The organism is Pseudomonas sp. yb_2 (genome assembly GCF_043103905.1).
Taxonomy (GTDB): domain Bacteria; phylum Pseudomonadota; class Gammaproteobacteria; order Pseudomonadales; family Pseudomonadaceae; genus Aquipseudomonas; species Aquipseudomonas alloputida.
The window spans coordinates 57,659-83,722 of record NZ_JBICKH010000084.1 but is presented as its reverse complement, the minus strand read 5'-3'; the positions used below and the strand labels follow the sequence as shown (position 1 = coordinate 83,722).

Genomic DNA, 26,064 nt, shown 5'->3' with positions numbered 1-26,064 from the left:
ATGGCTTTCGACCTGGCAGCGCGCCTGGCCGAACGGCGCGCCGCAGACCTGTATCGGCAGCGGCCATTGCTGGAAAGCCCGCAAGGGCCGGAAGTGGTGGTCGACGGCCAGCGGTTGCTGGCCTTCTGCAGCAATGACTACCTGGGCCTGGCCAACCACCCCGAGGTGATCGCCGCCTGGCAGGCCGGCGCCGAGCGCTGGGGTGTGGGGGGTGGTGCCTCGCACCTGGTGGTTGGCCACAGCACTCCGCACCATCAGGTTGAAGAGGCACTGGCTGAACTTACCGGCCGCCCGCGCGCACTGTTGTTCTCCACCGGTTATATGGCCAATCTGGGCGCCATCACGGCGCTGGTGGGGCAGGGCGACACGGTGCTGCAAGACCGCCTCAACCATGCCTCGCTGCTGGATGGCGGGCTGCTCAGTGGTGCCCGCTTCAACCGTTACCTGCATAACGACCCGGTCAGCCTGGCCAGCCGCCTGGACAAGGCAGTCGGCAATACCCTGGTGGTGACCGATGGCGTATTCAGCATGGACGGTGACCTCGCCAACCTGCCGGCGCTGGCCGATGTCGCCCGTGCCCGCGGAGCCTGGCTGATGGTTGACGATGCCCATGGCCTGGGTACCTTGGGCGCACAGGGCGGCGGCATCGTCGAGCACTTTGGCCTGGGCGTGGATGATGTACCGGTGCTGATCGGCACGCTGGGCAAGGCTTGCGGCACCGCGGGTGCCTTTGTTGCTGGCAGCGAAGCGCTGATCGAGGCGTTGGTACAGTTCGCCCGCCCCTACATCTACACCACCAGCCAGCCACCGGCGCTGGCCTGCGCCACACTCAAGAGCCTGGAGCTGCTGCGCCGCGAAACCTGGCGTCGTGAGCACCTGGCAGCCTTGATTCGCCAGTTCCGAGAAGGCGCGCAGCAGATGGGGCTGCAGTTGATGGACAGCCCGACGCCGATCCAGCCCATCGTCATCGGCGACAGTGCGCAGGCGTTGCGCCTGTCACGCCTGCTGCGTGAGCGCGGCTTGCTGGTGACGGCCATCCGCCCACCCACCGTGCCGGCTGGCAGCGCACGCCTGCGGGTAACCCTGAGCGCCGCACACAGCGAGGCGCAGGTGCAGCTATTGTTGAATGCATTGGCCGAGTGTTATCCACAGTTGGAGAACGCCGATGCGTAATCGACTTGTTCTATTGCCCGGCTGGGGCTTGGGAACTGCTGCGCTGGAGCCGCTGGCCGCTAGCCTGCGGGCCCAGGACGCCCGCCTGCAGGTAGAGCTGATGCCCCTGCCAGAACTGGCCCACAGCGATGTGCAGGCCTGGATCGACCATCTGGACCGCAAGCTGCCCAACAATGTCTGGCTGGGTGGCTGGTCACTGGGTGGCATGTTGGCCAGCGCGCTGGCGCACAAGCGTGGTGACCACTGCTGCGGGCTGCTGACCTTGGCCAGCAACCCCAGCTTCCTGGCCCGGCCAGATTGGCCCCATGGCATGGCCGAAGACACCTTCGGCACCTTCCTCGACGGCTGCCGCAACCATACCCAGGTCACCCTCAAGCGCTTCCGTACCTTGTGCAGCGACGGCGCCCTGCAGCCGCGCACCTTGTTGCGCCAGCTGGGTGTCGGCGTGCCGGATACCGACCCGTTGTACCTGGCCACTGGCCTTGAAGTGCTGGCCAAGCTGGACACCCGTGAAGCCTTGCAGGCCTATGGTGGCCCGCAACTGCACCTGTTCGCCGGCAGCGATGCGCTAGTGCCGGCAGAGGCGGCAAAGGCGTTGAGCGAGCTGTTGCCCGATGTAGAAGTGGGCCTGGTCGAAGACAGTTCCCACGCGTTCCTGCTGGAGTATCCGCAGGAGCTGGCGGCGGGCATCAAGAGTTTTCTGCATGAGAGTGGCGATGACTGACCTTTCCCGTCCGACCCTGCCCGGCGCATTGCCCGACAAGCGCCAGGTGGCGGCCTCGTTCTCCCGCGCCGCGGCCAGTTACGACAGCGTGGCGGCCCTTCAGCGCGCTGTAGGCCTGAGCCTGCTGGAGCAGTTGCCGGCAGGCCTGCAGCCGTCACACTGGCTGGACCTGGGCAGCGGCACCGGCCATTTCAGCCGCATGCTGGCCGAGCGTTTCGCCCAGGCCAGCGGCGTGGCGGTGGATATAGCCGAGGGCATGTTGCTTCATGCGCGTCATGTCAAGGGTGGGGCGCAGTATCACGTGGTTGGCGACGCCGAGCGTCTGCCGCTGCGCGATGGCAGTGTCGACCTGGTGTTTTCCAGCCTGGCGGTGCAGTGGTGCGATCAGTTCGCCAGTGTGCTGGCCGAGGCGCAGCGGGTGCTGCGCCCAGGCGGTGTACTGGCCTTCAGCAGCCTGTGCGTGGGCACTCTCGACGAACTGCGCGCCAGCTGGCAGGCGGTGGATGGCCTGGTGCATGTAAACCGCTTCCGCCGTTTCGAAGACTATCAGCGCCTGTGCGCAGCCAGCGGTTTTGAACAGCTTGAGCTGCAGCGGTGCCCGCATGTGCTGCACTACCCGGATGTGCGCAGCCTGACCCACGAATTGAAGGCGTTGGGGGCGCACAATCTGAACCCTGGGCGACCTTCCGGCCTCACCGGCCGGGCGCGAATGCAGGGCCTGTTGCAGGCCTATGAGGCATTTCGCCAGCCTGCGGGGCTGCCAGCCACCTATCAAGTGGTCTATGGTGTGTTGCGCAAGACACAGGCGTAAGGGGAGCACGATGAGCCAGGCCTTTTTCATTGCGGGTACCGATACCGATGTCGGTAAGACCACCATCGCCGCCGGCCTGTTGCATGCGGCGCGTTTGCAGGGCATGAGCACGCTGGGTGCCAAGCCGGTGGCCTCGGGCTGCACCATGACGGCGAAAGGTTTGCGCAATAGCGATGCCCTGGCGCTGATCGACGAAAGCACGGTCAAGCTGCCCTATGAGCAGGTCAATCCGTTTGCCTTCGAGCCTGCTATAGCCCCGCATGTGGCGGCGCGCGAGGCAGGGGTGACGCTGGCTGTGCCAGAACTGCTCGCGGCGATGCGCAATGTGCTGCAACAAAATGCCGACTTCACCTTGATAGAGGGGGCCGGCGGCTGGCGCGTACCGCTGTCGGGCCTGGAGAACCTGTCCGACCTTGCCATTGCCCTGCGGTTACCGGTGATTCTGGTGGTCGGCGTGCGGTTGGGTTGCATCAGCCATGCCTTGCTCAGCGCCGAAGCGATCGAGCGTGATGGGCTGCAGTTGGCGGGTTGGGTGGCAAACATCATCGAGCCGCGCACTTCACGCCTGGAAGAGAACCTGGCCAGCCTTGCAGAGCGCCTGCCGGCGCCTTGCCTGGGGCGGGTGCCCAAGCTCAAGCAGGCCAGTGCCGACATGGTGGCTGAGCATCTGCAGCTGGATTTGCTGGATTAGTGTGTTGCAGGCCAGTGCAGAAATACCCAAGGCCTATCAACTGGCATTGAGCCATTAGGGATTTAAACGGGCCTTTTCGCGCCCAGCCTGCTTTAATTGGGGCTGTTCGTCATCCAGCGTCAATGGAGTCCTGACATGGAAATCACCGGTAGCTCCGCCTACTACGCGGGCCTGAGCGCAATCCAGACCGGCCAGAACCGCGTCGATCAGGCCGCCAGCCAGATCGCCAACACCACTGCCGAACGTACCGCCACTAGCCAGTCCAGCGATTTTCAGGCAGAACGCCTGCGCGCGGTCGACCGCAGCCAGCAGATGGACATGGCCACCAGTGTCGTGCAACAGGCGGTGGGCAAGACCGAAGTCGAGCTCGGCGCAAAGGTCGTCAAGGCATCCGACGAAATGCTTGGCCGGATCATCGACACCTACGCCTGAATACTTGCGTCATCCCCTATTTCAGCGCCTGCCCTTGTAGGAGCGGGCTTGCCCGCGAATGCGTCCGATCAGACAACAATTTTGTCTGGTCGGGCCTCTTCGCGGGCAAGCCCGCTCCTACAAGGGTTTGTGGCATGGCATGACTGATTTGCCATTTTTCGTGGCGTAAATGGCACCATAGTCCATCCTTGACAGAAAGCTGAGCTAAACGTAAGTTTCAAACAACTGTTTGATCGGCTTCCGCCAAGCGCGGGTCACCCCACAGAACTCACCTAGAGGTTCATCGCAATGCCTGACTACAAAGCCCCCTTGCGTGATATCCGCTTCGTTCGCGACGAGCTGCTTGGCTATGAGGCGCACTATCAGAGCCTGCCGGGCTGCCAGGACGCCACGCCCGACATGGTCGACGCGATCCTTGAAGAAGGCGCGAAGTTCTGTGAGCAGGTGTTGTCGCCGCTGAACCGCGTGGGTGACCAGGAAGGCTGCACCTGGAGCGAATCGGGGGTGAAAACCCCAACCGGCTTTAAAGAAGCCTACCAGCAGTTCGTCGAAGGCGGCTGGCCGAGCCTGGCACATGACGTCGAACATGGCGGCCAAGGCCTGCCAGAGTCGCTGGGCCTGGCGCTGAGCGAAATGGTCGGTGGCTCGAACTGGTCGTGGGGTATGTACCCAGGCCTGTCGCATGGCGCGATGAACACTATTTCTGCGCATGGTACTGCCGAGCAGCAGCACACCTACCTGACCAAGCTGGTGTCCGGCGAGTGGACCGGCACCATGTGCCTGACCGAACCGCACTGCGGCACCGACCTGGGCATGCTGCGCACCAAGGCCGAGCCACAGGCCGACGGCAGCTACAAAGTGTCGGGCACCAAGATCTTCATTTCGGCCGGTGAGCACGACATGGCCGACAACATCGTCCATATCGTCCTGGCCCGCCTGCCGGACGCACCGGCCGGTACCAAGGGGATTTCGCTGTTCATCGTGCCGAAGTTCCTGCCCAACGCCGAGGGCGGCGTGGGCGAGCGCAACGGCGTGAGCTGCGGCTCGATCGAACACAAGATGGGCATCCACGGTAACGCTACCTGCGTCATGAACTTCGATGCTGCCACCGGCTACCTGATCGGCCCAGCCAACAAAGGCCTGAACTGCATGTTCACCTTCATGAACACTGCTCGTCTGGGGACCGCGCTGCAAGGCCTGGCCCACGCCGAGGTGGCGTTCCAGGGTGGCCTGAAGTACGCCCGTGAGCGCCTGCAGATGCGTTCCCTGACCGGCCCGAAAGCACCGGACAAGGCCGCTGACCCGATCATCGTCCACCCGGACGTGCGTCGCATGCTGCTGACCATGAAGGCCTTCGCCGAAGGCAACCGCGCGATGGTTTACTTCACCGCCAAGCAGGTGGACATCGTCAAGTACAGCCAGGACGAAGAAGAGCGCAAGAAGGCTGACGCCCTGCTGGCGTTCCTGACCCCGATCGCCAAGGCATTCATGACCGAAGTCGGTTTCGAAGCCGCCAACCACGGCGTACAGATCTACGGCGGCCATGGCTTCATCGCCGAATGGGGCATGGAGCAGAACGTGCGCGACAGCCGTATCTCCATGCTGTACGAAGGCACTACCGGTATTCAGGCCCTCGACCTGCTCGGTCGTAAAGTGCTGATGACTCAGGGCGAAGCACTGAAGGGCTTCACCAAGATCGTGCACAAGTTCTGCCAGGCGCAGGAAGGTAACGAAGCGGTCAAGGAGTTCGTCGAACCGCTGGCGGCCATCAACAAGGAGTGGGGCGAGCTGACCATGAAAGTGGGCATGGCTGCCATGAAGGACCGTGAAGAAGTGGGTGCGGCTTCGGTCGATTACCTGATGTACTCCGGCTATGCCTGCCTGGCCTACTTCTGGGCCGACATCGCCCGCCTGGCCGCCGAGAAACTGGCAGCCGGCACCAGCGAGGAGGCGTTCTACACCGCCAAGCTGCAGACTGCGCGCTTCTACTTCCAGCGCATCCTGCCACGTACCCGTACCCATGTGGCGACCATGCTGTCGGGCGCCAACAACCTGATGGCGATGGACGAAGAGCACTTCGGCCTGTCGTACTGATACTGGCGCTGTAGCCAAAACCCGCCTGCCCTGACCGGGAGGCGGGTTTTTTACGTCTTCAGGTTCAGCGTGGTCCCTCGTAGGAGCGGGTTTACCCGCGAAGTGGCCGGGGCTGCTGGCCAATCTCCATCAGCCGTTCACCGTTGCCAGCGCTACCGTATTCGCGGGTAAACCCGCTCCTACAAGGCTCGCGTGGCGGCCGGAAGTTCGTTCATCCAACCGCAAATTCAACTGTTCCAGTGCACTGCCGATGAAGTGAGGGCACAATGCCATTATTGATCTGCCGGGTTGGAGATTACCCTTGTTTCGTCTTAACGCTGTTCGCGCAAGCCACTTCCTGCCGTCGCTGTTCTTGTTGCTGGCAGGGCTCGCCGCAGCCTATGTGAGAGACCTCAGCGTCTTTTTCACATCGCTGTTCAATGTCCTGCCTACCTTGGTTCTGCTGCTGGGTGGCGCCTACTGCGCGGTATACCGCCGTCAGCGTGAGCTGTTCCTGATGCTGACGGTGTACATCGCCTACTTTCTGCTCGATACCCAGACCGACTTCTACCGTGACCATGGCCGCGTGCGTGAGGACGCCGCGGTGATCTTCCACCTTGTCTGCCTGTTGCTGCCGGCGCTGTTCGGGCTGTATGGCGCCTGGCAGGAGCGTACGCACCTGCTGCAGGACCTGGTCGCCCGCGGTGCGGTGCTGTTTGCCGTGGGCAGTGTGGCGGTGGCCCTCCAGCAAAGCTACCCCGAGGCGTTGCTGACCTGGTTGGCGGAGATCCGCTGGCCGGCTTTGCATGGCCACTGGATGAGCCTGATCCAGATGGTCTACCCACTGTTCCTGGGTGTGTTCATTCTGCTGGTGGTGCAGTACCTGCGTGCACCCCGGCCGCTGCACGCCGCGCAGTTGATCGGCCTGCTGGGCATTTTCTGGATGCTGCCGCAAACCTTCATCCTGCCGTTCACCTTGAACATCATGTGCAGCCAGGTGATGTTGATGATCGCCGCAGCAGTGGCGCACGAGGCTTATCAGATGGCCTTCCGTGACGAGCTGACTGGCCTGCCGGGGCGCCGTGCGCTGAACGAGCGCATGCAGCGCCTGGGGCGTAACTATGTGATCGCCATGACCGATGTCGACCACTTCAAGAAATTCAATGACACCCACGGCCACGATGTCGGTGACCAGGTGCTGCGGTTAGTCGCCAGCCGCTTGTCCAAGGTCACCGGCGGTGGCCGTGCCTACCGTTATGGCGGGGAGGAGTTCGCCCTGGTGTTCGCCGGCAAGACCGCCGCGGAATGCGTGCCGCATGTGGAAGCCGTGCGTGAAGTGATCGCCAATTACGTGATGCACCTGCGCGATCAGCACAACCGCCCGCAGGACGATACCGCCGGGCGCCAGCGCCGCGCTGGCAGCGGCGGCGGCACGGTTTCGGTCACCATCAGCATTGGTGTGGCCGAGCGCCAGGCGGATCATCGCAACCCCGAGGCGGTACTGAAATCCGCCGACCAGGCGCTTTACAGCGCCAAAGGTGCGGGGCGCAATTGTGTCATGGTGCATGGGCGACAATCACCGCGTGGGGCAGTGCGTACGGCGTGACCGAGTGAGACTATGCAGTCGATTGATGACCCTATGTCTCGCAAAAGTTGTTCGGTTACACTGCCAGTAACCCCAGTGTCGCGGTTCCCCGAGACCGCCCCGACCCGACTAGCGAGAGGTTGTCATGGCTGACTATAAAGCGCCGCTGCGCGACATGCGCTTCGTACTGAATGAAGTCTTCAACGTGGCCGAGCAGTGGACGCAGTTGCCCGGGCTGGCCGAGGTTGTCGATGCCGACACGGCCATGGCCGTGCTGGAAGAAGCCGGCAAGGTCACCGCCAGGACCATTGCGCCGCTCAGCCGCGCCGCCGACGAAGAGGGCTGCCACTGGGACAACGGCGCGGTGCGGACCCCAGCCGGTTTCATTGAAGCCTACAACACCTACGCCGAAGGCGGCTGGGTGGGCGTGGGCGGCGACCCGCTGTTCGGCGGTATGGGTATGCCCAAGGCCATCTCGGCCCAGGTCGAGGAAATGGTCAACGCGTCCAGCCTGGCCTTCGGCCTGTACCCGATGCTGACGGCCGGCGCCTGCCTGTCGATCAACGCCCACGCCAGCGAGGCCTTGAAGGAAAAATACCTTCCGAACATGTATGCCGGCGTTTGGGCCGGCTCCATGTGCCTGACCGAGCCGCATGCCGGCACCGACCTGGGCATCATCCGCACCAAGGCCGAGCCCCAGGCTGATGGCAGCTACAAGGTCAGCGGTACCAAGATTTTCATCACGGGTGGCGAACACGACCTGACCGAGAACATCATCCATCTGGTGCTGGCCAAGTTGCCGGATGCACCGGCGGGGCCGAAAGGGATTTCGCTGTTCCTGGTGCCGAAGTTCCTGGTCAATGAAGACGGCAGCCTCGGTGCGCGGAACCCGGCCACTTGCGGCTCGATCGAGCACAAAATGGGCATCCAGGCTTCGGCTACCTGTGTGATGAACTTCGACGAGGCTGTCGGCTACATCGTCGGTGAGCCGAACAAAGGCTTGGCGGCCATGTTCACCATGATGAACTACGAGCGCCTGGGCGTCGGCATTCAAGGTCTGGCGTCGGCCGAGCGCTCCTATCAGAACGCCGTGGAGTACGCCCGCGATCGCCTGCAAAGCCGTGCCCCGGCCGGCCCACAAGCCAAGGACAAGGCTGCCGACCCGATCATCGTCCACCCGGACGTGCGTCGCATGCTGTTGACCATGAAGGCGCTGATCGAAGGTGGCCGCGCATTCTCCACTTATGTGGCCATGCAACTGGACAGTGCCAAGTACAGCGAAGACGCCAGCGTGCGCAAACGCAGCGAAGAGCTGGTGGCACTGCTGACGCCGGTGGCCAAGGCCTTCCTCACCGACCTGGGCCTGGAGTGCGCAGTGCATGGCCAGCAGGTATTCGGCGGGCATGGTTACATTCGTGAGTGGGGGCAGGAGCAGTTGGTGCGCGATGTGCGCATTACCCAGATCTACGAAGGTACCAATGGCATCCAGGCCCTCGACCTGATGGGGCGTAAAGTGGTGGCCAGCGGCGGGGCATACTACAAGCTGTTCTCTGACGAGATTCGCCAGTTCATTACCGGTGCAGGCAGCGAACTGGACGAATTCGCCAAGCCACTGGGCGCTTCGCTCGATCAGCTCGACGGTTTGACCGAGTGGGTATTGCAGCAGGCCAAGGGCAACCCGAATGAAATTGGCGCGGCTTCGGTCGAGTACTTGCATGCCTTTGGCTATGTTGCCTATGGCTACATGTGGGCACTGATGGCGCGGGCGGCCCAGGCGGGCGAGGGGGATGCGCCGTTCTATTCGGGCAAGCTGGGTACGGCGCGGTTCTACTTTGCGCGGTTGCTGCCACGGGTGGATTCGCTGGTGGCTTCGGTGAAGGCGGGGAGTGAGTCGCTTTACCTGCTGGATGCCGAGCAGTTCTGATCGATTATTGGGGCTGCTGCGCAGCCCAATCGCGACGCAAGGCCGCTCCCACAGGTATCGCCTAAGTTTAGATAGGTGGAAGCGGCCTCAGCCATCGCATATCTGTGAATGAATCTCCTGTGTAAGCTTTTTCCTACACGACGTGGTGACTTTTCACCACTGTTCTAAGATTGGATCCACTGTTAATCTTTACCACATGGACGTTGCGCAGGAAGCGCAAAGGACAGATCAAGGACGACGACGAAGGACCACCTGCCAGGATGGCGGGGCGATACGGATGTCACAGGGAAACAGTCTGGAAAACCCCGCTTCGGCGGGGTTTTCTTTGCGTGCGTGTTTTTCAGGCCAGCACATCCAGCGGTGATGCTCCCATCAGGCGAGCGTCCGTCTCTTCCTCCAGCAACGTGCGCAGCAGCTCCACAGAGGCCTGCTGGCGCTGGGCATCGCGAAATACCAGTCCGACCTTCAACGGCACGCGCGGCTCGCTCAACGGCTTCCACAGCAGCCCTTGATCATCTTCGGCGGCCTCCTTGGCACGCCCCGGCAGAATGGTCGCCAGCGCCGTGTGCGCGAGGCTATCGAGAATCCCTGCCATATTGTTCATCTCTGCCTGCACCTGCGGCCGTCGGCCCTGACTGGCCAGCTGTGCCTGCCAGATCTGGCGGATCTGGAACTCTTCGCCCAGCATCAGCATGGGCAACTCGGCGGCCTGACGGATGGACACCTTCTTGAAGTCCTTCAGCGGGTGGGTATCGGGTATGACCAGTTGCAGCTCATCTTCGTACAACAGCAGGCCATGCAGCCCTGGCTGGCGCGGCGGCAAGTAGCTGATGCCGATGTCCAGGTTGCCATTGAGCAGGCGCCGTTCGATCTCTAACCCTGACAACTCGTAAATCTGCACGACCAGGTGAGGTTGAGCCTTGCGCAGCCGTTCAAGCAGCTGCGGTATCAGGCTTGGCCGCACCGTCTGCAGTACACCGATAGCCAAGGTGCGTAGCGACTGGCCCTTGAAGTTGCGCATGGCCTCGTGGGCCCGCTGCAGGCCGTCGAGCAACGGCAGGGCATGGTTGTACAAGGTGTGGGCGGCCAGGGTCGGCAGCAAGCGTTTGTTGCTGCGCTCGAACAGGCTCAGGTCGAGGCTGTGCTCCAACTGGCGGATCTGCTGGGAAAGCGCCGGCTGTGACAGCGACAGGCGTTCGGCGGCACGGCCTACGTGGCCTTCTTCGTACACCGCGACGAAATAACGCAGTTGGCGGAAATCCATAAGCAACACTTATCGAAAATGCTGGAAAAACGAAATGGTCGAAAACCCTGCTGAAGCCTAGTCTATCGCCGTATTCCAAAGGGTTACAGCGATGATTCGGTCGATTGTTACCCCGGATGAAAAACACTTTTGATAGGCAAGGCAAAATATCGAGTGCAGGCACCAAGACCGCACCGTGGCTGCCCTTTACCGTGATTGGTTGGAGCCCTGATGAACCTGTTCAACCTGCGCCGCTCGGCTCCTGCCGCCGCCGCCGAGCCCAAGCGTGCGCCGGTGATCGTGCCGCACGCGTCTGAGCTGTCGCCTGAGCGCCTGATGCCCGGCACCGAACGTGCAGCGCAGGTATTCGTGCGTGGCCAGGGCTCGTGGTTGTGGGACAACGAAGGGCATGCCTACCTGGACTTCACTCAGGGCGGTGCGGTCAACAGCTTGGGCCACAGCCCCAGCGTGCTGGTCAAAGCGTTGGGCAACCAGGCTCAGGCGTTGATCAACCCGGGCTCGGGCTTCCACAACCGTGGCCTGCTGGGGCTGGTCAACCGGCTGTGTCAGAGTACCGGCAGTGACCAGGCCTACCTGCTCAACAGCGGTGCCGAGGCCTGTGAAGGGGCGATCAAGCTGGCGCGTAAGTGGGGCCAGCTGCACCGCAATGGCGCCTATCACATCATTACTGCCAGCCAAGCCTGCCATGGCCGTAGCCTCGGCGCGCTGTCCGCGTCCGACCCGTTGCCGTGCAATCGCTGCGAACCTGGTCTGCCGGGTTTCAGCAAGGTGCCGTTCAATGACCTCGCGGCGCTGCACGCCGAGGTGGATTCACGCACCGTGGCAATCATGCTCGAGCCGATACAGGGTGAGGCGGGCGTTATTCCCGCTACTCAGGAATACCTCAAGGGCGTGGAAACGCTCTGCCGCGAACTGGGCATCCTGCTGATCCTTGATGAGGTGCAGACCGGTATTGGTCGCTGTGGTGCGCTGCTGGCCGAGGAGCTCTATGGCGTGCGTGCCGACATCATCACCTTGGGCAAGGGCCTGGGGGGCGGCGTGCCGCTGGCCGCCTTGTTGGCGAGGGGCAAGGCATGCTGCGCCGAGCCTGGTGAGCTGGAAGGCAGCCATCACGGCAACGCGCTGATGTGCGCCGCCGGCCTGGCGGTGCTGGACAGCGTGCTGGAACCTGGCTTTCTGGCCCAGGTACAGGACAACGGTCGTCACCTGCGTGAAGGCCTTAGCCGCCTGACCGGGCGCTATGGTCAGGGTGAGGTGCGCGGTCACGGGCTGCTATGGGCCCTGCAACTGAAAGAAAACCTGGCCCGCGAACTGGTGGCTGCGGCCCTGCACGAAGGCCTGCTGCTCAACGCGCCGCAAGCGGATGTAGTGCGCTTTTCACCGGCGCTGACTGTGAGCAAAGGCAACATCGACGAAATGCTGCTGCGCCTGGCGCGCGCTTTCGCCCGCCTGCATGCCCAGCAGCAGGCCCGTCGCGAAATGCCGGCGTAGCGGCCTGGCAAAGAATTCAACGAACCGTCTGGCGTTCCTGCGCATCGCCCCTGGCCTGTTTCATTCGGCCCGGGGCGTTTTTTTTTGCCTGTGGAACCTCTACGGCTGGGAGCTAGTCTTTGATGTAACCCTTCAGGAGAGACTCGCATGGACTTTATTCGCATCATCATCGCCATTCTTCTGCCACCGCTGGGCGTGTTTCTGCAGGTGGGGTTTGGCGGGGCGTTCTGGCTGAATATTCTGCTGACCTTGCTGGGATACATTCCGGGGATAGTGCATGCGGTGTATATCATCGCCAAGCGGTGAGGTGCCGGGGGGGAAGACATGCCAGTCTCCCACCCCCGCAATAGCCCTCAGTTTTGAAGCTCGCTATGCAATGCGTTTTACCATGAGTTTGTCGACGTAGTGTTTCAGCGCGTTCAGTGGGAACCCGGTATTGTAAACGCCCCATTTCAAGTAATGCCGGGCAGGGGAGAACGTCTGGCATACGAGGGTAAAAGGATCCCTTTCATCGGGTTCCCTAGGTTTTCCTTCCCGGTCGGCCGTGAATTTCTGGGGGGCATTATCCAGAAAGAGTTGAACAGTACCGATATCTTGGTCACTGGAGAGCAGAACCCGAATCCGGATGTCGTACCACTTGTCCGCTTCAATTCGCGTCCACCAGACCACCTTGTGTTTTTCACCATCAAGCCGGGTGTTGTAGTGCGTCATTTCAAACCGGCCGGCCTGCACCTTCATGAAGAAAGGGTAGACATTGCTGCCCTCGGACTTCCACTGAAAGATCACATAGTCGCCATACGGGTCGTTGTCGACTTCAGGGAATTTGCTGCTCCAGCAAAAGTCGTAAATCTGGTTTTCCTTCCAGCCTTCATAGACTTCGTAGGGTGCCACATTAACTTTGATGGAGTTTGACTCGCACCGGTAATTACTCGTGTGCGCAGGCTTATCAAACAACCAGACTTTGCCTCGTTCCGTATCTCGCACCACCTTGAGGCTCGCACCCGTTTCCGGCCCGCCTGTTTCTACCATTCTGAAGAGCTCATGGGTGGCTTTCTGTTCATCTTCCTGGTTGCGGTCGAGGGGTGTGGTTGACCCGACCCACATCAGAAAGTTTTCAGGGGCATTGGGTGGGCAGCTCTCCTCGTCATCATCTGGCAGGTTTTTCCCAAGGATTGCACTCTGAGTTTTATCCGGCGATAACCATTGAAGTAATAGCGCCCATACCCGCATGACGAAATGCGTATGGCCATTTTGTCGATCTTTGATTGGTGCTCCGTGCGCGTCTTTTTTCATCATGGCGGCCCGTTGTCAATTTACAATAGCCGCCGCCCTGATAGCGCATCCATACAGGTTCAAGGGCGGCGCGAATACCGCGACGTTAGGGCCAGAACCAAGACACGTCTACTGACAGAATTGCCAGGTAATTGTGGTTTTCCGAATGCAAAGCACACTTAGTTTTTATTGTGTTGATGGTTGATCACGTTGCAAAAGAACAGCCACTCCTGTTCCAGCGCATGCGCCAGGTTATTTGCCTGTCGGAAACCGTGCCGTTCGAGAGCATAGAAATGCGCCTCTGCTTGAACACCCTTGGCCTTGAGCGCTGCGAGCATTTTTCGGGTCTGCTCCGGTACCACTACAGCATCCAGTTCACCCTGGAAAAAAATCACTGGCGCCCTGATGCTATCTGCATGCAGCAGCGGCGTGCGCTGGCGATAGCGTTCAGCGTCCCGCTGCGGGTCGCCGATCAGCCAGTCCAGGTAATCCCCTTCGAACTTGTGCGTGGCACGGCCCAGGGCTAGCGGGTCGCTGACCCCATAGAGGCTGGCGCCGGCGCGGAACACGTCATGGAACGCCAAGGCGCACAAGGTGGTGTAGCCACCGGCGCTACCACCGCGGATAAACGCCTTGTGCTTGTCGACCAGGCCTTGAGCAGCCAGGTATTCGACCGCCGCGCAGGCATCGGCCACGTCACTTTCGCCCCAGCGCAGGTGCAGTGCCTGGCGGTATTCCCGACCATAGCCGGTGCTGCCCCGGTAGTTGAGGTCGGCCACGGCAAAGCCGCGCTGGGTCCAATACTGGATACGCGGGTCGAGCACGGGATAGCAGGCTGAGGTTGGCCCACCGTGGATGAACACCACCAGCGGTGCGGCGCCCTGCGAATGCACTGGCGGGTAGAAGAAACCATGGGCCTGCTCGCCGCCACTGTCGTAATGGATCGGCTGCGGCAGGCTGATTTGCCCTGCTGGCAGTATTTCGGCACCACCGGCCAGTACGCGTACTTCATGGTTGCCGCGGTCAATGGCAATGACTGCCGGGGGGCTGATGGGCGACGCGGCGATGGCATACAGCTGTTCGCTGTCCAAGGCCAGGCTGCGAAAGCGTGTGTAGGCACTGGCGAAACGCTCCATACGGCCATCTTCACCACGCAGCCCCAATTGCCCGAAGCCGTCTTCGAGCCAGCTGGCCACGTAGCTTTGCGGGCCCAGTGCCAACCAGGTACAGGTGCCCAATTGCCAAGGCGCAGCAGCATGGTCTGCCGGGGCGGCAGGCAACGCCTGCCATTGGCCATCGACCTCACCCCAGGGTTGCCAGAAACCATTGCGGTCGGACAGGCAGTAGAGCCGACCTTCGGCATCGAAGCGTGGTTGTTGCAGCGATTCTTCTGCGGCGGCTACACATTGCGCCGGCCCCCAGTGGCCGCTGGCATCGCGCGCGCGATACATCAGCCGGGTGACGGTCCAGGGCTGCGCCGGGCGGTCCCATTCGATCCACGCCAGGCGCTGGCCATCGGCACTGACAGCAGGCGAGGCATAGAAGTCGGCGCCCTCGGCGAGCACCTCGCGGCTGCTGTCACCCAAAGCGACCAGGCGGTGCTCTACCTGCTCGGCATGGCGCTCTTCGACGGCCAGCACCTGGCCGTCGTGCCACTGCACATCGCCATAGCGGCAGTGGGCATCCTGGGTCAGTGCACGTGGTAACAGATCGTCCAGCGGCTGGGTGTAGACCTGCTGGTCCTTTTCGTTGACGAACACCAGCCCGTCGCCCCCCAGGCAGAAGCTGCCACCGCCGTACTCATAGACCCGGCTGCGTACGCTGAAGCCGTCCGGGGTCAGGCAGCGGGCTTGGTGGTACAGCCAGTGCCAGATACGGCAAGCACCGTCAGCGGGGCGAAATTCGACCCAGAACAGCCCGTCGGCACTGACCTTGAGTTCGGCGAAGTCGGTGCCGGCGGCAACTGCCTGGGCCGCGCTGAATTCAGCCGCGGGCGATGACACGGGAGTTTCGATCATTGCGGAAGGTCATCTGTTCAATGGCGAGCTGGGCGGTTTCTGCCTCCTCGCGGGCCTTGAGGATGATGCCGTGCTCGGTCGATTTGGCGCACACCGGGTCTGCGTTGCTGGCATCGCCGGTCAGCATGAAGGCCTGGCAGCGACAGCCGCCGAAGTCCTTTTCTTTCTCGTCGCAGGAGCGGCAAGGTTCGCGCATCCACTCATAGCCACGGAAGCGGTTGAAACCGAACGACTCATACCAGATATGGTGCAAGTCGTGGTCGCGTACATTCGGAAACTGCACGGGCAGCTGGCGGGCGCCGTGGCAGGGCAAGGCGGTACCGTCCGGGGTGATGGTGAGGAACAGGTTGCCCCAGCCGTTCATGCAGGCCTTGGGGCGCTCTTCGTAGTAGTCAGGGGTAACGAAAATCAGCTTGCACGGGTTGCCCTCGGCCTTGAGCTTGTCCCGGTATTCGTTGGTGATACGTTCGGCCCGCTCGAGCTGCGCGCGGGTTGGCAGCAACCCCAGGCGGTTGAGGTGCGCCCAGCCATAGAACTGGCACGTGGCGAGCTCGACAAAGTCGGCCTCAAGGGCCATGCACAACTCGATGATGCGGTCGATCTTGTCGATGTTGTGCCGATGGGTGACGAAGTTGAGCACCATCGGGTAGCCATGGGCTTTTACCGCGCGGGCCATTTCCAGCTTCTGTGCAAAAGCCTTTTTCGAGCCGGCCAGCAGGTTGTTCACCTGCTCGTCGCTGGCCTGGAAGCTGATCTGGATATGGTCCAGGCCAGCCTTTTTGAAGTCGGCGATGCGCGCCTCGGTCAGGCCGATGCCCGAAGTGATCAGGTTGGTGTAGTAACCCAGGCGGCGGGCCTCTGCGATCAGCTGGGCAAGGTCCTGGCGTACCAGCGGTTCACCACCGGAAAAGCCGATTTGTGCGGCACCCATTTCCCGCGCTTCAGCCATGACCTTGAACCACTGTTCGGTGCTCAGCTCCTGGCCCTGGGCGGCGAAGTCCAGCGGGTTGGAGCAATACGGGCACTGCAGCGGGCAGCGGTAGGTCAGCTCGGCCAGCAGCCACAGCGGCAGGCCGACCTCGGGCGTAGGTGGCAACTCAGGCGAGGACGATCCAGTGTTCGGCACGGGCCACCTCCATGAACTGCTCGATGTCATCGGCCACTTCCGGGACATCGGGGAATTGCTGTTCGAGTTCGCTGATGATGGCTGCCACGTCACGCTGGCCGTCGATCAGGCCACCGATCAGGCTCGCGCTGTCGTTGAGCTTGATCATGCCTTCGGGGTACAGCAACACATGGCCCTTTTGCGCCGGCTCGTACTGGAAGCGGTAGCCGGGGCGCCAGTTCGGCACTTGGTTACGGTCGAAACTCATAGGGTGATTCCCTTGTGCCACACCCGTTCCTGGGTGACGGAGTGATAGGGTGGGCGGTTCAGTTCGTAGGCCATGCTCATGGCATCGAGCATACTCCAGAGGATATCCAGCTTGAACTGCAGTATCTCCAGCATACGCTCCTGGCCCGCACGGGTGGTGTAGTGCTGCAGGGTAATCGCCAGGCCGTGTTCCACATCGCGTCGAGCCTGGCCCAGGCGGGTACGGAAATACTCATAGCCGGCGGGGTCGATCCACGGGTAGTGCTGCGGCCAGCTGTCCAGGCGTGACTGGTGGATTTGCGGGGCGAACAGCTCGGTCAGCGAACTGCTGGCGGCTTCCTGCCAGCTGGCGCGGCGGGCAAAGTTGACGTAGGCGTCCACGGCAAAGCGCACGCCAGGCAATACCAGTTCTTGCGAGCGCAATTGGTCCGGGTCCAGCCCGACAGCCTGGCCCAGGCGCAGCCAGGCTTCGATGCCGCCATCCTCGCCGGGCGCACCATCGTGGTCGAGCAGGCGCTGGATCCACTCGCGGCGCACTTCGCGGTCCGGGCAGTTGGCCAGGATCGCGGCATCCTTCATCGGGATGTTGACCTGGTAGTAGAAGCGGTTGGCTACCCAGCCCTGGATCTGCTCGCGGGTGGCGCGCCCCTGGTACATCGCCACGTGGTACGGGTGATGGATGTGGTAATAGGCGCCCTTGGCGCGCAGGGCCTGCTCGAATTCGGCAGGGGACATTGGCAGTGCGTCGCTCATTCGGCTGGCTCCTGTAGAACGATTATCTGGCCTGGCACATCCCTCTCCCTTGTGGGAGCGGGCGTGCCCGCGAACACCGGCGAAGCCGGTGCCATGGACCGTGTTGGCTTTTTCGCGGGCATGCCCGCTCCCACAGGGTCTGGTGTCGCCTCACAGACTGTTTTACAACGCGATGCTCATGCCATCGAAGGCAACTTCGACGCCCCGGCGCAGGACTTCGGCGCGCTCGGGTGAGTCTTCGTCAAGAATCGGGTTGGTGTTGTTGATGTGGATAAGTACCTTGCGCTGGCGCGGGAAGCCGTCGAGCACTTCCAGCATGCCGCCAGGGCCGTTCTGGGCCAGGTGACCCATCTCGCGGCCGTTGCGGGTGCCCACGCCACGGCGTTGCATTTCGTCGTCTTCCCACAGGGTGCCGTCGACCAGCAGGCAGTCGGCACCGTGCATCATCGCCAGCAGCTTTTCGTCTACCTGGCCCAGGCCTGGGGCGTAGAACAGCTTGCCGCCGGTGCGGGTGTCTTCGACCATCAAACCCAGGTTATCGCCCGGGTGCGGGTCGAAGCGGTGCGGGGAGTAGGGCGGCGCGGCGCTGCGCAGGGGGAAGGGGGTAAACTTGAGGTTGGGGCAGGCGTCGATCACGAAGCTGCCTTCCAGCTCGATACGGTTCCACTGTAAGCCACCGTTCCAGTGGCTGAGCATGTTGAACAGCGGGAAACCGGTGGTCAGGTCCTGGTGGACCATGTCCGTGCACCACACCTGATGTGGGCAGCCTTCGCGCAGGCTGAGCAGGCCGGTGGTGTGGTCGATCTGGCTGTCCAGCAGGACGATGGCGTTGATACCAGTGTCGCGCAGTGCCCGTGCCGGCTGCATCGGCGCAAAGGCCTGCAGTTGAGCGCGGATGTCGGGCGAGGCATTGCACAATATCCAGTGCACACCGTCGTCGGACAGGGCGATGGATGACTGGGTGCGCGCGGTGGCTTTCAGGGTGCCATCACGGTAGCCCTTGCAGTTGACGCAGTTGCAGTTCCACTGCGGGAACCCGCCACCGGCGGCGGAGCCGAGAACCTGGATGTACATGGCCACTCTCTATGCAGAAACCGGATCTGAAAAACGAAAACGCCCCGGCAGGCCGAGGCGTGAAACCCTAAGCCCGGCTTAGCGGTTAGCGAAGTACATGGTGACTTCGAAGCCGATACGCAGGTCAGTGTATGCAGGTTTGGTCCACATGGAATTACTCCTTCCGAATGAGGGTTGGGTTGTTCAGCTACTACTTGGGTACCGCCATGCGTTGGCAGTTCCGTGAAAACGGGATTGCGCTATCTTACAAGAAAAATTTGAACCGGAAGGTTAATTATTCGAGAAGCGCCGTTGCAGTTCGCGTAATAATCATCGATTTTCAACCTGCCAGGAAGTGTCTGGCGCGGCAGCGTTGGCCAAACATAGCCAAGCGGAACCTGGGTCGAGCAGGTCGCTCAGCAGGTGGTCCAGATCCGTCTGCCGCGTAGTCAGGATAGACCTGCGCAGCACATCCAGCCGATCGGCTTGTGTGCCCAAGTGTGTCTGCCACGCCCATTCGGCGACATCGGCATTGGCCATGGCGGGTTCGTCGAATTGCCCGGCCAACGCCTGACGAGCGGCCGGGTCAAGGGTGACGCCATGGCGCAGCAGGCTGAGCAGGTGGTCGAGCACCTGTGCCTGACCGGTGTGGGGGGACTGCACACCGAACAGCAGCCCACCGACCCCCTCGACCTGACGAAAGGCGCTGAACACCGCGTAGCCGAGTTGCAAGTCTACCCGCAGGCGCTGGTAAACCGGCCCTTGCAGCAATTGGGCTAACAGGCGGCCTGCGGCCTCTTTTGCCGCCGGCAACGGGCAGAACAGCAGCAGGGCATGTTCGCTGCCTGGCACGTGGGCATGCTGCCAGCGGTGGTTGGCCCATGATGGCAGGGGCCCCGGCCGCGAGCCTTGCCCAGGGCACTGCAACAGCGCGGCGCCCAAGGCGTTTAGCGCGGTATCCTCGAAACCTGCAGCCATGCCATGCCACTCGGTGTGCAGCCACAGGCTGTCGAGCTGCTGCTGGGTCAGCGTGCAGGCAGGCACCGCTGCGGGCAGGCTACCCCGTACCGCGTCTGGCAGTTGCTTGAGCAGGGCCCTGATGGGGATCAGGGCCGGGGGCTGCGCCGTGTCGGGCAGCCAGCAACTGGCAGGTGGCTTGAGCATCAAGGCCAAGGCTTGTTCCACTGCCCGCAGCACTGCTGCTGGCAGGCCGGCGCAGCGCAACTGCCAGTATTCTCCGGCGCTGCTGTACTGCAGTTGCACGGAGGCGCGGTCACAGCGTTCCTGCAGTGGTGCCAGGGCCAGTTCCAGCACACGTTGTAGCTGCTGGCGCAACGGAGAAGGTACATGCCAGCGCAGGTACAGCGCAGCGTATTGGCGCGCCGGCGGGAGCTGGTCACTGATCTTCAGCGCTGCCGGCAGCGGCTGCGCCTTGGCATGGGGCAGGTCAGCCTTCAGCAATGGGTCGACTGGCAAAAGCTGCCAATCGCCATGGTCGCCACCTGGCAGGCTTTCCAGCAGGGCGCCAAGCGCCTGCAACCCTTGGGCATCCAGCTTGGCGAACGGCTGGCCTGTGCTGTCCCGGCGTGCCAGCTCGAGCGCGCTGGCACTGTGCGCACGGCTGTGCTGCAACAGGCCGAATTGGTGGTTCAACTGTTCGCGGTCGGCCTGGCGGATGAACCTGAACCAACCTTGCAGCAGGGCGCTGGCTTCGTCCGGGCAAGCGTCGGCACTGAGCTTCAGGTCAAGGTGCCACAGCAGCTGACCGGCGAACGCATACAACCTTTCGGCCGTGAAACGTTGTAACCAGCCACGCTCGCGAAGCGCGCCCAGCCAGGTACCTGGGCGGCTGTCCTCCAGGTAAGCGATCAGCAGTTCCAGGGCGTGCTCGGCACCGCTGGGGAGGCTTTGGTGCGTGAAGGTCAAAGCGCTAGCCATTGCTGGCAGTGGCGGCGGCAGTATTTGCGGCACGCGCTCACCTGCAGCGAACAGTTCGGCCTGCTGCCGGGCAAGGCGTTCAAGTTCATCCAGCGGCTGCGGACCGCAAAGGCTCAGGCAGATCTGGCCGCCTTGGTAGAAGCGTTGATGAAAGCCCGCAAGCGCTTGCTGGAAGGCCGCATCGTGCAAGGCCAGGGTGTATCGATTGCCAGCATGAAAAGCGCCCAGTGGATGCCTGGCTGACACTGACTGCAGCAAGGCGAACTGCTGTTGGGCCGTTGGATTGCGCGACCAGGCGATGAATTCGGCATGGATCACTTCGCGTTCACGGCGTTGGCGTTCGATGCCCAGATCCGGTTCTGCCAGCATTTGGCACAGGCGCTCGAGACCGCCACCGAGCGCGTTGGGTGGCACCTCGAAGAAAAAGTCGGTGGCGCGTTCGCGCGTGCTGGCGTTGACCTGGCCGCCCAGGGCTTGCACGTAGCGCATCAGGCCGTCTTCCAGCGGGAAGCGCGGGGTACCGAGGAAGAACAGGTGTTCGAGGAAGTGCGCCAGACCGGGCCATTTGGCAGGTGCGTCGTGGCTGCCCGCGTGCACCCGCAGTGCGGCGGCCGAGCGCTTGAGGCGCGGGGCGTGGCGCAGGGTCAGTTGCAAGCCGTTGGCGAGGGTGAGTTGGCGGATGGCGTCAGGCATGGGGGCTCCGGTGGCTGCTCTCCATGCTAACCGATTTGTTTGCAGGCCCGGCCTTTTCGCGGGTATGGCGCCGGTATGAAAGGCAGCGCAAATCCCGTGGGAGCGGGCGTGCCCGCGAATGGGCCGCATAGCGGCCCTTGTCAGCCTTTACGCAGGTGCAGCTCCTGGCGCAAATCGGTCAGGTAGGGAAACGCCCTGCGCCCCTGCACCACCCGCTCATGTTCAAGCTCTGCCAACAACTGGCACTCATCCCGCCCGGCCATGGCCAGCAAGCTGCCATCCGGGCCGATGATGCTGCTCTGCCCGCAATACTCGATCTCGTCTTCCGCGCCGCAGTAGTTGGCATATACCAGGTAGCACTGGTTTTCCTGCGCCCGTGCCCTCACGGTCACCTGGCAGGTAAAGTCGTACGGCGTCATGTTCGCCGTCGGCACCAGGATCAGCTCGGCGCCGTCCAGCGCCAGGCGTCGGGCGTTCTCCGGGAACTCGATGTCGTAGCAGATCAGCAGGCCAACCTTCCAGCCTTCCAGTTCCACCACCGGGAAGTGGTCCGCACCAGGGCTGAACATCGAGCGGTCCAGTTCACCGAACAGGTGGGTTTTGCGGTAATTGCTCAGGCTGCGGCCATGCGCATCGATCAGTTGCACGCTGTTGTAGATCGCCCCGTCATCGCCGCGCTCTGGGTAGCCATAGACAATGGCGATGCGGTGCGCCTGGGCGATCTCCACCACGGTCATGGCTGCCGGGCCATCGGCGGCCTCGGCCAGGCGCTCGACCTGGGCCAGGCCGATGTTGTAGCCGGACAGGAACATCTCCGGGCACACCAGCAACTGTGCGCCGCGGTCGGCTGCCAACTGCGCCTGGTGGCGCAGCCGTTGCAGGTTGCCGGGCACATCCAGTGGCTTGGGTGCGCCCTGGTACAGAGCGATGCGCATGGTGCCTCCTTGTCTCAATCCGCCAGGGCGATCGGGCCGATTTCGTTGAACACATCGCCCGGGCCGGGGTTGTCGGGGTGGGTGTGGCCACCAAAGTGGTTCATGATACCCCACACCGCATTCAGCGACGTCTGCACCGCGCCTTCAACCCAGGCGGGGGTCCATGACACGTCGTCACCGGCAATGAAGATGCCGCGCTGCTCCGCCGGCATGTCCTGCTGCATGAAGTGCGCGTACATGCGCTGGTTGTAGCGGTAATGGCCCGGAAGCGCGCCTTTGAAGGCGCCGAGGAAGTACGGGTCGGCCTCCCAGGAAACCGTGATCGGGTCGCCGATGATGTGCCCGGCGATATCGGTCTTCGGGTAGATCTTCTTCAGCGCATCCAGGGCCAGTTGTACGCGCTTTTCCACCGGGTGCGGCAGCATCTTCAGCGCGTCGCTCATCCACGAGTACGACAGGCAGATCACCCCGGGCTTGTCGTTGCCGTTGTCGAACAGGTAAGTGCCGCGGGTGAGGCGGTCGGTGAGGGTCATGCTCAGCAGGTCACGGCCGGTTTCCAGGTCCTTGTCCTTCCAGAACGGGCGGTCGACCATGACGAAGGTTTTCGACGACTGCATGTAGCGGGTACGGTCCAGGGCCATCCACATCTTTTGCGAGAACAGCGATTCCTCGCAGTCGATCTGGGTGGTCAGCAACCAGGTCTGGCAGGTGGCGAGTACTGCGCTGTAGTGGCGGGTATCGCCCCAGTTGTCGGTGACCGCCAGGCGGCCATCGGCGGCGCGGGCAATGCGCTTGACCCCGGTACGCGGTGCGCCGCCATGCAGCGTGCTCAGGCTGGTGCCCTCTGGCCAATGCACGCAGCGTTCCGGTACGTGGCGCCAGATGCCTTGTGGCACTTGTTCCACGCCCCCGACCACCAGGTGCTGGTGGTCGTCGCAGTTGGTCATCACCACGCGGAAGATTTCCAGCATCGAGTTGGGGAAGTCCGAGTCCCAACCGCCGGTGCCGAAACCGACCTGGCCGAACACTTCGCGGTGCTGGAAGCTCAGCTTGGCAAAAGAGCGCGAGGTGGCGACGAAGTCGTAGAAGGTGCGGTCGTCCCACAGTGGCACCAGCTTGTTCCAAAGTTCCTTCAGGCGCGGTACATCACGGTCGCGGATGGCCTGCTGGATATCGGCGAACTGCGCACCGCTCTCCAGAGCATCGGCCCAAGCGTCGGCTACCTCATGAAACAGTTGCGGCAGGTCGGTGGGCTTCTCGGCGTAGTAGGTCTGGCCTTCCAGGTCGATCACCGTGCTGCCCGAAGCCGGGGTCAGCGGGTTGGGGAAGGGCTTGGTTTCCAGGCCCAGCTTGTCGACGTAGTGGTAGAAGGCGGTGGACGACACCGGGAAGCGCATGCCACCCAGCTCGGCAACGATCCCGTCAGTGCCATTGAAGGCTTGCGAGCGCAGCCGGCCGCCCAGCTTGGAAGCCTCGTACACCACCGGCTTGAGGCCCAGCTTCATCAGCTCGTAGGCCGCTACCAGGCCGGCGATACCGGCACCGACAATGGCCACCTCTTCCCCATGGCGCTCAGCCGGAATGCTGCCCAGGCCTGCCGGGTGTTCCAGCCAGTCGTCGAAAGCAAAAGGGAAGTCCGGGCCGAAAATGGTGATCGGCTTCTTGCCGTCGGCGGGGTGGCGGTTCTTCTTGTTCATGAAATGACCTTGCCAGAGAGGCTGCGCGAGGAGCGGAGCCTGAGTATAGGAGATGCCCGGCTGTCATTTTAGGGAGTGGGGTGTTCGTAATTAAGGTGCAGAGTGTTGTCTGAATGTAGTTAGTTTCGTCGTAATGATTAAAATCATGCTCATTAAGACGAGGAGGCGGTCGAGGTAGTTCAAAAACCGCCCTGGCCCTTTGTAGGAGCGGGTTCACCCGCGAATGCGTCGGTAGATTCTCTGCCCCATTCGCGGGTAAACCCGCTCCTACAACAGGCCTCATCGATAACCCACCCGAGCGCCAGCCCGTTCAAAGCGGCTGTCCACGGTCCACCTTGCTGCTGAGAATGATCGACGTGGTGGTTTTCTCCACCCCGTCGACACTGCCAATCTGGTCGAGCAACTGATCCAGCTGCTCGGGCGAGTCCGTACGCAGCCAGGCGACATAGTCGAATTCGCCGCTTACCGCACACAGCTGCTGCACCTGGCCCATGGCACTCAGGCGCCGCACCACGTCCTTGCCGGAGCGTGGCTGCACCTTGATCCCGACATACGCTTGCAACCCGCCGCCTATCACACTCTGGCCCAGGCGTACGCCATAGCCAGAGATAACCTTGTTTTTCTCCAGCCGCTCCAGGCGCGAATTGACGGTGGTGCGGGCGATGCCCAACTGGCGGGCGAGGGTGGCGACGCTTTCGCGGGCGTTGATCTGCAGCAGGGCGATCAGCTGGCGATCGATTTCATCCAGCGTGATGGAGCGGGAATCCGACATGGCGAGTCTCTACGGTTGGCCCGCTAGCCTAGCCAGCCTGTGCCAATCAGGGCAAGGCCAGGTACAGTCGATCACCGTTGACGGCGTCGGCTTGGCACTTTGGGTTAGAACGGCCGTGCATGTCCGAAGGCTGCGTCTTCGGCACTAATTCGGCATGATGAAGCGCTAGTCCAACGGGAACCTCAGCGTGAACCTTGACCACCTGCTCGAATGCTGGCGACTGGAAGTCTCCAACAAGAAAAGGCCCGGACGCCCTATCAGCCTGCTGTTCAACGTGCTGCGCCGCGCACGCAAGGACAACAAACTGCGTTTCCTCTTCGCCTATCGCCTGGCCCAGTACCTCGACGCCCGCGGCGGCCTTGCCCGGCGTCACGCCCGGCGCATGCAACAGCGGCTCAACCTCAAGTATGGGGTGGACATCGACATCGGCGCCCAGATTGCCCCTGGCCTGCGCATCGCGCACCTGCCGGGGGTGGTGATTACCCGGTACGTCAGCATCGGGCGCAACTTCTTCATCCGGCAGAACTGCTCGATCGGCATCAAGACCCTGGGGATGCAGGAGTACGCACTGCGCATTGGTGACAACGTGAGCATGGGCGCCAACAGTTGCATCGTTGCTGATCGCATCGACATTGGCGATGACGTAGTGATCGGCGCGATGTCGTTGGTTACGCGGGATATTCCGCCTGGCATGACCTTCTACAACCCACGGCAGGTCGAGATGCGTCCGGGAGGGGATTAACCAACAGCGGTACATTTGCGGACGTTGGCAGAGGGGATGGTGGAGCAGGCTGGGAGGGTTCTTATGGGTTTGCCCATGGTTGATGGCCATCGCCCGATGGACTGGAACGTGCAGTGGTGCGGCCTCCTTCGTTTAGCCCAGGCGCCGCGTTAGTGATGAGCGCACCGAACGAATACGCAAAGGCTTGAGGCAGTTGGCTCTGTAGCCAGCTTCCTGGCGTCCGTTGTCACGGGGCAGGCCCAGGTTCATTCATGGGGCTTGCTCATCTGTGAGCCGATTAGCGAGCATATTCGGCTCATTTTGTGAGCTGATAATGGCGGCTATTCGGCTCATTGTCCGATCCTCAAGCTAGGGTGTTTGGCTTGAAGTATCGATAGGGCACCTTTCCGCGATTATCGGCGCGCTGGGTGACCGGCTTCTTGGTGGGGCTGATTTCGCTGAGATACCGTTTTAGCGCTACTTCCAAGGTCATGCGCTCGGCGCCGCTGCGCTGGATGTACGCGCCCCTGACCATTTATTTCTTGCGGGCATGAAAAAGCCGCGCAATCGCGCGGCTTTGTCGTATCTGGTGGGCCCACACGGACTCGAACCGTGGACCAAAGGATTATGAGTCCTCTGCTCTAACCAACTGAGCTATAGGCCCTCAGTAAG

The 26,064-nt window shown here is 62.3% G+C and carries 23 protein-coding genes, 1 tRNA gene and 1 pseudogene; 11 read left to right on the top strand and 14 right to left on the bottom strand.

Annotated elements, in window-relative coordinates; all coding sequences use genetic code 11:
• The 8 genes from bioF (at position 1) to ACF8FB_RS23840 (ending at position 9,413) form a co-directional block, all read left to right on the top strand.
• The gene (gene bioF, locus ACF8FB_RS23875) at positions 1-1,173 is read left to right on the top strand and encodes an 8-amino-7-oxononanoate synthase (protein ID WP_392512168.1); all 1,173 of its coding nucleotides are present in this window, start codon (positions 1-3) and stop codon (positions 1,171-1,173) included.
• Positions 1,166-1,897, top strand: coding sequence for an alpha/beta fold hydrolase (locus tag ACF8FB_RS23870; RefSeq protein ID WP_004577121.1), 732 nt, complete (start codon positions 1,166-1,168; stop codon positions 1,895-1,897). Before bioF ends, ACF8FB_RS23870 begins: the two co-directional genes overlap by 8 nt.
• Complete coding sequence (bioC, locus tag ACF8FB_RS23865) at positions 1,890-2,708, top strand: malonyl-ACP O-methyltransferase BioC (protein ID WP_392512165.1); 819 nt, start codon at positions 1,890-1,892, stop codon at positions 2,706-2,708. The genes ACF8FB_RS23870 and bioC overlap by 8 nt, the downstream gene beginning before the upstream one ends.
• 10 nt (positions 2,709-2,718) lie before the next feature.
• On the top strand, positions 2,719-3,399 hold the full coding sequence (gene bioD, locus ACF8FB_RS23860; RefSeq protein WP_392512164.1) for a dethiobiotin synthase: 681 nt from the start codon (positions 2,719-2,721) through the stop codon (positions 3,397-3,399).
• Positions 3,400-3,534: 135 nt separating this feature from the next.
• Entirely contained in the window at positions 3,535-3,831 is a 297-nt protein-coding gene (locus ACF8FB_RS23855; RefSeq protein WP_049587144.1) for a hypothetical protein, read from the top strand.
• Positions 3,832-4,119: 288 nt separating this feature from the next.
• A complete protein-coding gene (locus tag ACF8FB_RS23850) occupies positions 4,120-5,925 on the top strand; it encodes a phenylacyl-CoA dehydrogenase (RefSeq protein WP_010951720.1) in 1,806 nt (601 codons plus the stop codon).
• Positions 5,926-6,226: 301 nt separating this feature from the next.
• A complete protein-coding gene (locus ACF8FB_RS23845) occupies positions 6,227-7,510 on the top strand; it encodes a diguanylate cyclase (protein ID WP_392512163.1) in 1,284 nt (427 codons plus the stop codon).
• Between the two features lie 124 nt (positions 7,511-7,634).
• Positions 7,635-9,413 (top strand): acyl-CoA dehydrogenase C-terminal domain-containing protein, encoded by a 1,779-nt coding sequence (locus ACF8FB_RS23840; RefSeq protein WP_234546305.1) that lies wholly within the window; start codon positions 7,635-7,637, stop codon positions 9,411-9,413.
• Between the two features lie 340 nt (positions 9,414-9,753).
• On the opposite strand, the gene ACF8FB_RS23835 is transcribed toward ACF8FB_RS23840, so the two are convergent.
• The gene (locus tag ACF8FB_RS23835) at positions 9,754-10,677 is read right to left on the bottom strand and encodes a LysR family transcriptional regulator (protein ID WP_010951723.1); all 924 of its coding nucleotides are present in this window, start codon (positions 10,675-10,677) and stop codon (positions 9,754-9,756) included.
• Between the two features lie 210 nt (positions 10,678-10,887).
• Between ACF8FB_RS23835 and ACF8FB_RS23830 the strand changes: the two genes are divergently transcribed.
• Positions 10,888-12,168 (top strand): aspartate aminotransferase family protein, encoded by a 1,281-nt coding sequence (locus tag ACF8FB_RS23830; RefSeq protein WP_392512162.1) that lies wholly within the window; start codon positions 10,888-10,890, stop codon positions 12,166-12,168.
• A 147-nt stretch (positions 12,169-12,315) separates the two neighbouring features.
• Entirely contained in the window at positions 12,316-12,474 is a 159-nt protein-coding gene (locus tag ACF8FB_RS23825; protein WP_003177654.1) for a YqaE/Pmp3 family membrane protein, read from the top strand.
• Between the two features lie 63 nt (positions 12,475-12,537).
• On the opposite strand, the gene ACF8FB_RS23820 is transcribed toward ACF8FB_RS23825, so the two are convergent.
• The 11 genes from ACF8FB_RS23820 to ACF8FB_RS23770 all read right to left on the bottom strand — a co-directional run bounded on the left by ACF8FB_RS23820 (position 12,538) and on the right by ACF8FB_RS23770 (position 24,671).
• Positions 12,538-13,464 carry a heparin lyase I family protein gene (locus ACF8FB_RS23820; RefSeq protein ID WP_061405558.1) on the bottom strand — a complete coding sequence of 309 codons (927 nt, stop codon included), beginning with the start codon at positions 13,462-13,464 and terminating at the stop codon, positions 12,538-12,540.
• A gap of 155 nt (positions 13,465-13,619) precedes the next feature.
• Positions 13,620-15,458 carry a prolyl oligopeptidase family serine peptidase gene (locus tag ACF8FB_RS23815; protein ID WP_392512160.1) on the bottom strand — a complete coding sequence of 613 codons (1,839 nt, stop codon included), beginning with the start codon at positions 15,456-15,458 and terminating at the stop codon, positions 13,620-13,622.
• Positions 15,424-16,584, bottom strand: a complete 1,161-nt coding sequence (pqqE, locus tag ACF8FB_RS23810) for a pyrroloquinoline quinone biosynthesis protein PqqE (protein WP_392512158.1) — start codon at positions 16,582-16,584, stop codon at positions 15,424-15,426. Before pqqE ends, ACF8FB_RS23815 begins: the two co-directional genes overlap by 35 nt.
• Entirely contained in the window at positions 16,556-16,831 is a 276-nt protein-coding gene (gene pqqD / locus ACF8FB_RS23805) for a pyrroloquinoline quinone biosynthesis peptide chaperone PqqD (protein ID WP_003255595.1), read from the bottom strand. Before pqqD ends, pqqE begins: the two co-directional genes overlap by 29 nt.
• Positions 16,828-17,583: a pyrroloquinoline-quinone synthase PqqC gene (gene pqqC, locus ACF8FB_RS23800; RefSeq protein ID WP_003255592.1), complete on the bottom strand. Its 756-nt coding sequence runs from the start codon at positions 17,581-17,583 to the stop codon at positions 16,828-16,830. Before pqqC ends, pqqD begins: the two co-directional genes overlap by 4 nt.
• 162 nt (positions 17,584-17,745) lie before the next feature.
• Positions 17,746-18,657, bottom strand: a complete 912-nt coding sequence (gene pqqB, locus ACF8FB_RS23795) for a pyrroloquinoline quinone biosynthesis protein PqqB (RefSeq protein ID WP_392512156.1) — start codon at positions 18,655-18,657, stop codon at positions 17,746-17,748.
• A 78-nt stretch (positions 18,658-18,735) separates the two neighbouring features.
• Positions 18,736-18,807, bottom strand: coding sequence for a pyrroloquinoline quinone precursor peptide PqqA (gene pqqA, locus ACF8FB_RS23790; protein ID WP_003243383.1), 72 nt, complete (start codon positions 18,805-18,807; stop codon positions 18,736-18,738).
• 159 nt (positions 18,808-18,966) lie between these two features.
• A complete protein-coding gene (gene pqqF, locus ACF8FB_RS23785; RefSeq protein ID WP_392512154.1) occupies positions 18,967-21,267 on the bottom strand; it encodes a pyrroloquinoline quinone biosynthesis protein PqqF in 2,301 nt (766 codons plus the stop codon).
• A 140-nt stretch (positions 21,268-21,407) separates the two neighbouring features.
• On the bottom strand, positions 21,408-22,202 hold the full coding sequence (locus ACF8FB_RS23780; RefSeq protein ID WP_010951731.1) for a carbon-nitrogen hydrolase family protein: 795 nt from the start codon (positions 22,200-22,202) through the stop codon (positions 21,408-21,410).
• Between the two features lie 14 nt (positions 22,203-22,216).
• Positions 22,217-23,899, bottom strand: a complete 1,683-nt coding sequence (locus tag ACF8FB_RS23775) for a flavin monoamine oxidase family protein (RefSeq protein WP_392512153.1) — start codon at positions 23,897-23,899, stop codon at positions 22,217-22,219.
• Positions 23,900-24,209: 310 nt separating this feature from the next.
• Positions 24,210-24,671 carry an Lrp/AsnC family transcriptional regulator gene (locus tag ACF8FB_RS23770; RefSeq protein ID WP_003255583.1) on the bottom strand — a complete coding sequence of 154 codons (462 nt, stop codon included), beginning with the start codon at positions 24,669-24,671 and terminating at the stop codon, positions 24,210-24,212.
• A 187-nt stretch (positions 24,672-24,858) separates the two neighbouring features.
• Between ACF8FB_RS23770 and ACF8FB_RS23765 the strand changes: the two genes are divergently transcribed.
• Positions 24,859-25,413 (top strand): serine acetyltransferase, encoded by a 555-nt coding sequence (locus tag ACF8FB_RS23765; RefSeq protein WP_144179845.1) that lies wholly within the window; start codon positions 24,859-24,861, stop codon positions 25,411-25,413.
• A gap of 394 nt (positions 25,414-25,807) precedes the next feature.
• On the opposite strand, the pseudogene ACF8FB_RS23760 reads toward ACF8FB_RS23765, so the two are convergent.
• Both ACF8FB_RS23760 and ACF8FB_RS23755 read right to left on the bottom strand, forming a co-directional pair.
• A pseudogene (locus ACF8FB_RS23760) lies at positions 25,808-25,927 on the bottom strand (site-specific integrase); the annotation flags it as partial.
• A gap of 52 nt (positions 25,928-25,979) precedes the next feature.
• Positions 25,980-26,056, bottom strand: a tRNA-Ile gene (locus ACF8FB_RS23755).
• Positions 26,057-26,064: the final 8 nt, after the last annotated feature.

Excerpts from the sequence above, each read along its gene's own strand:
- ACF8FB_RS23780 (WP_010951731.1), bottom strand. The coding sequence starts at position 22,202 with ATGCGCATCGCTCTGTACCAGGGCGCACCCAAGCCACTGGATGTGCCC.
- bioC (WP_392512165.1), top strand. The coding sequence starts at position 1,890 with ATGACTGACCTTTCCCGTCCGACCCTGCCCGGCGCATTGCCCGACAAG.
- pqqB (WP_392512156.1), bottom strand. The coding sequence starts at position 18,657 with ATGTACATCCAGGTTCTCGGCTCCGCCGCCGGTGGCGGGTTCCCGCAG.
- ACF8FB_RS23825 (WP_003177654.1), top strand. The coding sequence starts at position 12,316 with ATGGACTTTATTCGCATCATCATCGCCATTCTTCTGCCACCGCTGGGC.
- pqqF (WP_392512154.1), bottom strand. The coding sequence starts at position 21,267 with ATGCCTGACGCCATCCGCCAACTCACCCTCGCCAACGGCTTGCAACTG.
- ACF8FB_RS23835 (WP_010951723.1), bottom strand. The coding sequence starts at position 10,677 with ATGGATTTCCGCCAACTGCGTTATTTCGTCGCGGTGTACGAAGAAGGC.
- bioD (WP_392512164.1), top strand. The coding sequence starts at position 2,719 with ATGAGCCAGGCCTTTTTCATTGCGGGTACCGATACCGATGTCGGTAAG.
- ACF8FB_RS23840 (WP_234546305.1), top strand. The coding sequence starts at position 7,635 with ATGGCTGACTATAAAGCGCCGCTGCGCGACATGCGCTTCGTACTGAAT.
- ACF8FB_RS23830 (WP_392512162.1), top strand. The coding sequence starts at position 10,888 with ATGAACCTGTTCAACCTGCGCCGCTCGGCTCCTGCCGCCGCCGCCGAG.
- ACF8FB_RS23770 (WP_003255583.1), bottom strand. The coding sequence starts at position 24,671 with ATGTCGGATTCCCGCTCCATCACGCTGGATGAAATCGATCGCCAGCTG.
- ACF8FB_RS23820 (WP_061405558.1), bottom strand. The coding sequence starts at position 13,464 with ATGATGAAAAAAGACGCGCACGGAGCACCAATCAAAGATCGACAAAAT.
- ACF8FB_RS23855 (WP_049587144.1), top strand. The coding sequence starts at position 3,535 with ATGGAAATCACCGGTAGCTCCGCCTACTACGCGGGCCTGAGCGCAATC.
- bioF (WP_392512168.1), top strand. The coding sequence starts at position 1 with ATGGCTTTCGACCTGGCAGCGCGCCTGGCCGAACGGCGCGCCGCAGAC.
- ACF8FB_RS23815 (WP_392512160.1), bottom strand. The coding sequence starts at position 15,458 with ATGATCGAAACTCCCGTGTCATCGCCCGCGGCTGAATTCAGCGCGGCC.
- ACF8FB_RS23870 (WP_004577121.1), top strand. The coding sequence starts at position 1,166 with ATGCGTAATCGACTTGTTCTATTGCCCGGCTGGGGCTTGGGAACTGCT.
- pqqC (WP_003255592.1), bottom strand. The coding sequence starts at position 17,583 with ATGAGCGACGCACTGCCAATGTCCCCTGCCGAATTCGAGCAGGCCCTG.
- ACF8FB_RS23850 (WP_010951720.1), top strand. The coding sequence starts at position 4,120 with ATGCCTGACTACAAAGCCCCCTTGCGTGATATCCGCTTCGTTCGCGAC.
- pqqD (WP_003255595.1), bottom strand. The coding sequence starts at position 16,831 with ATGAGTTTCGACCGTAACCAAGTGCCGAACTGGCGCCCCGGCTACCGC.
- ACF8FB_RS23775 (WP_392512153.1), bottom strand. The coding sequence starts at position 23,899 with ATGAACAAGAAGAACCGCCACCCCGCCGACGGCAAGAAGCCGATCACC.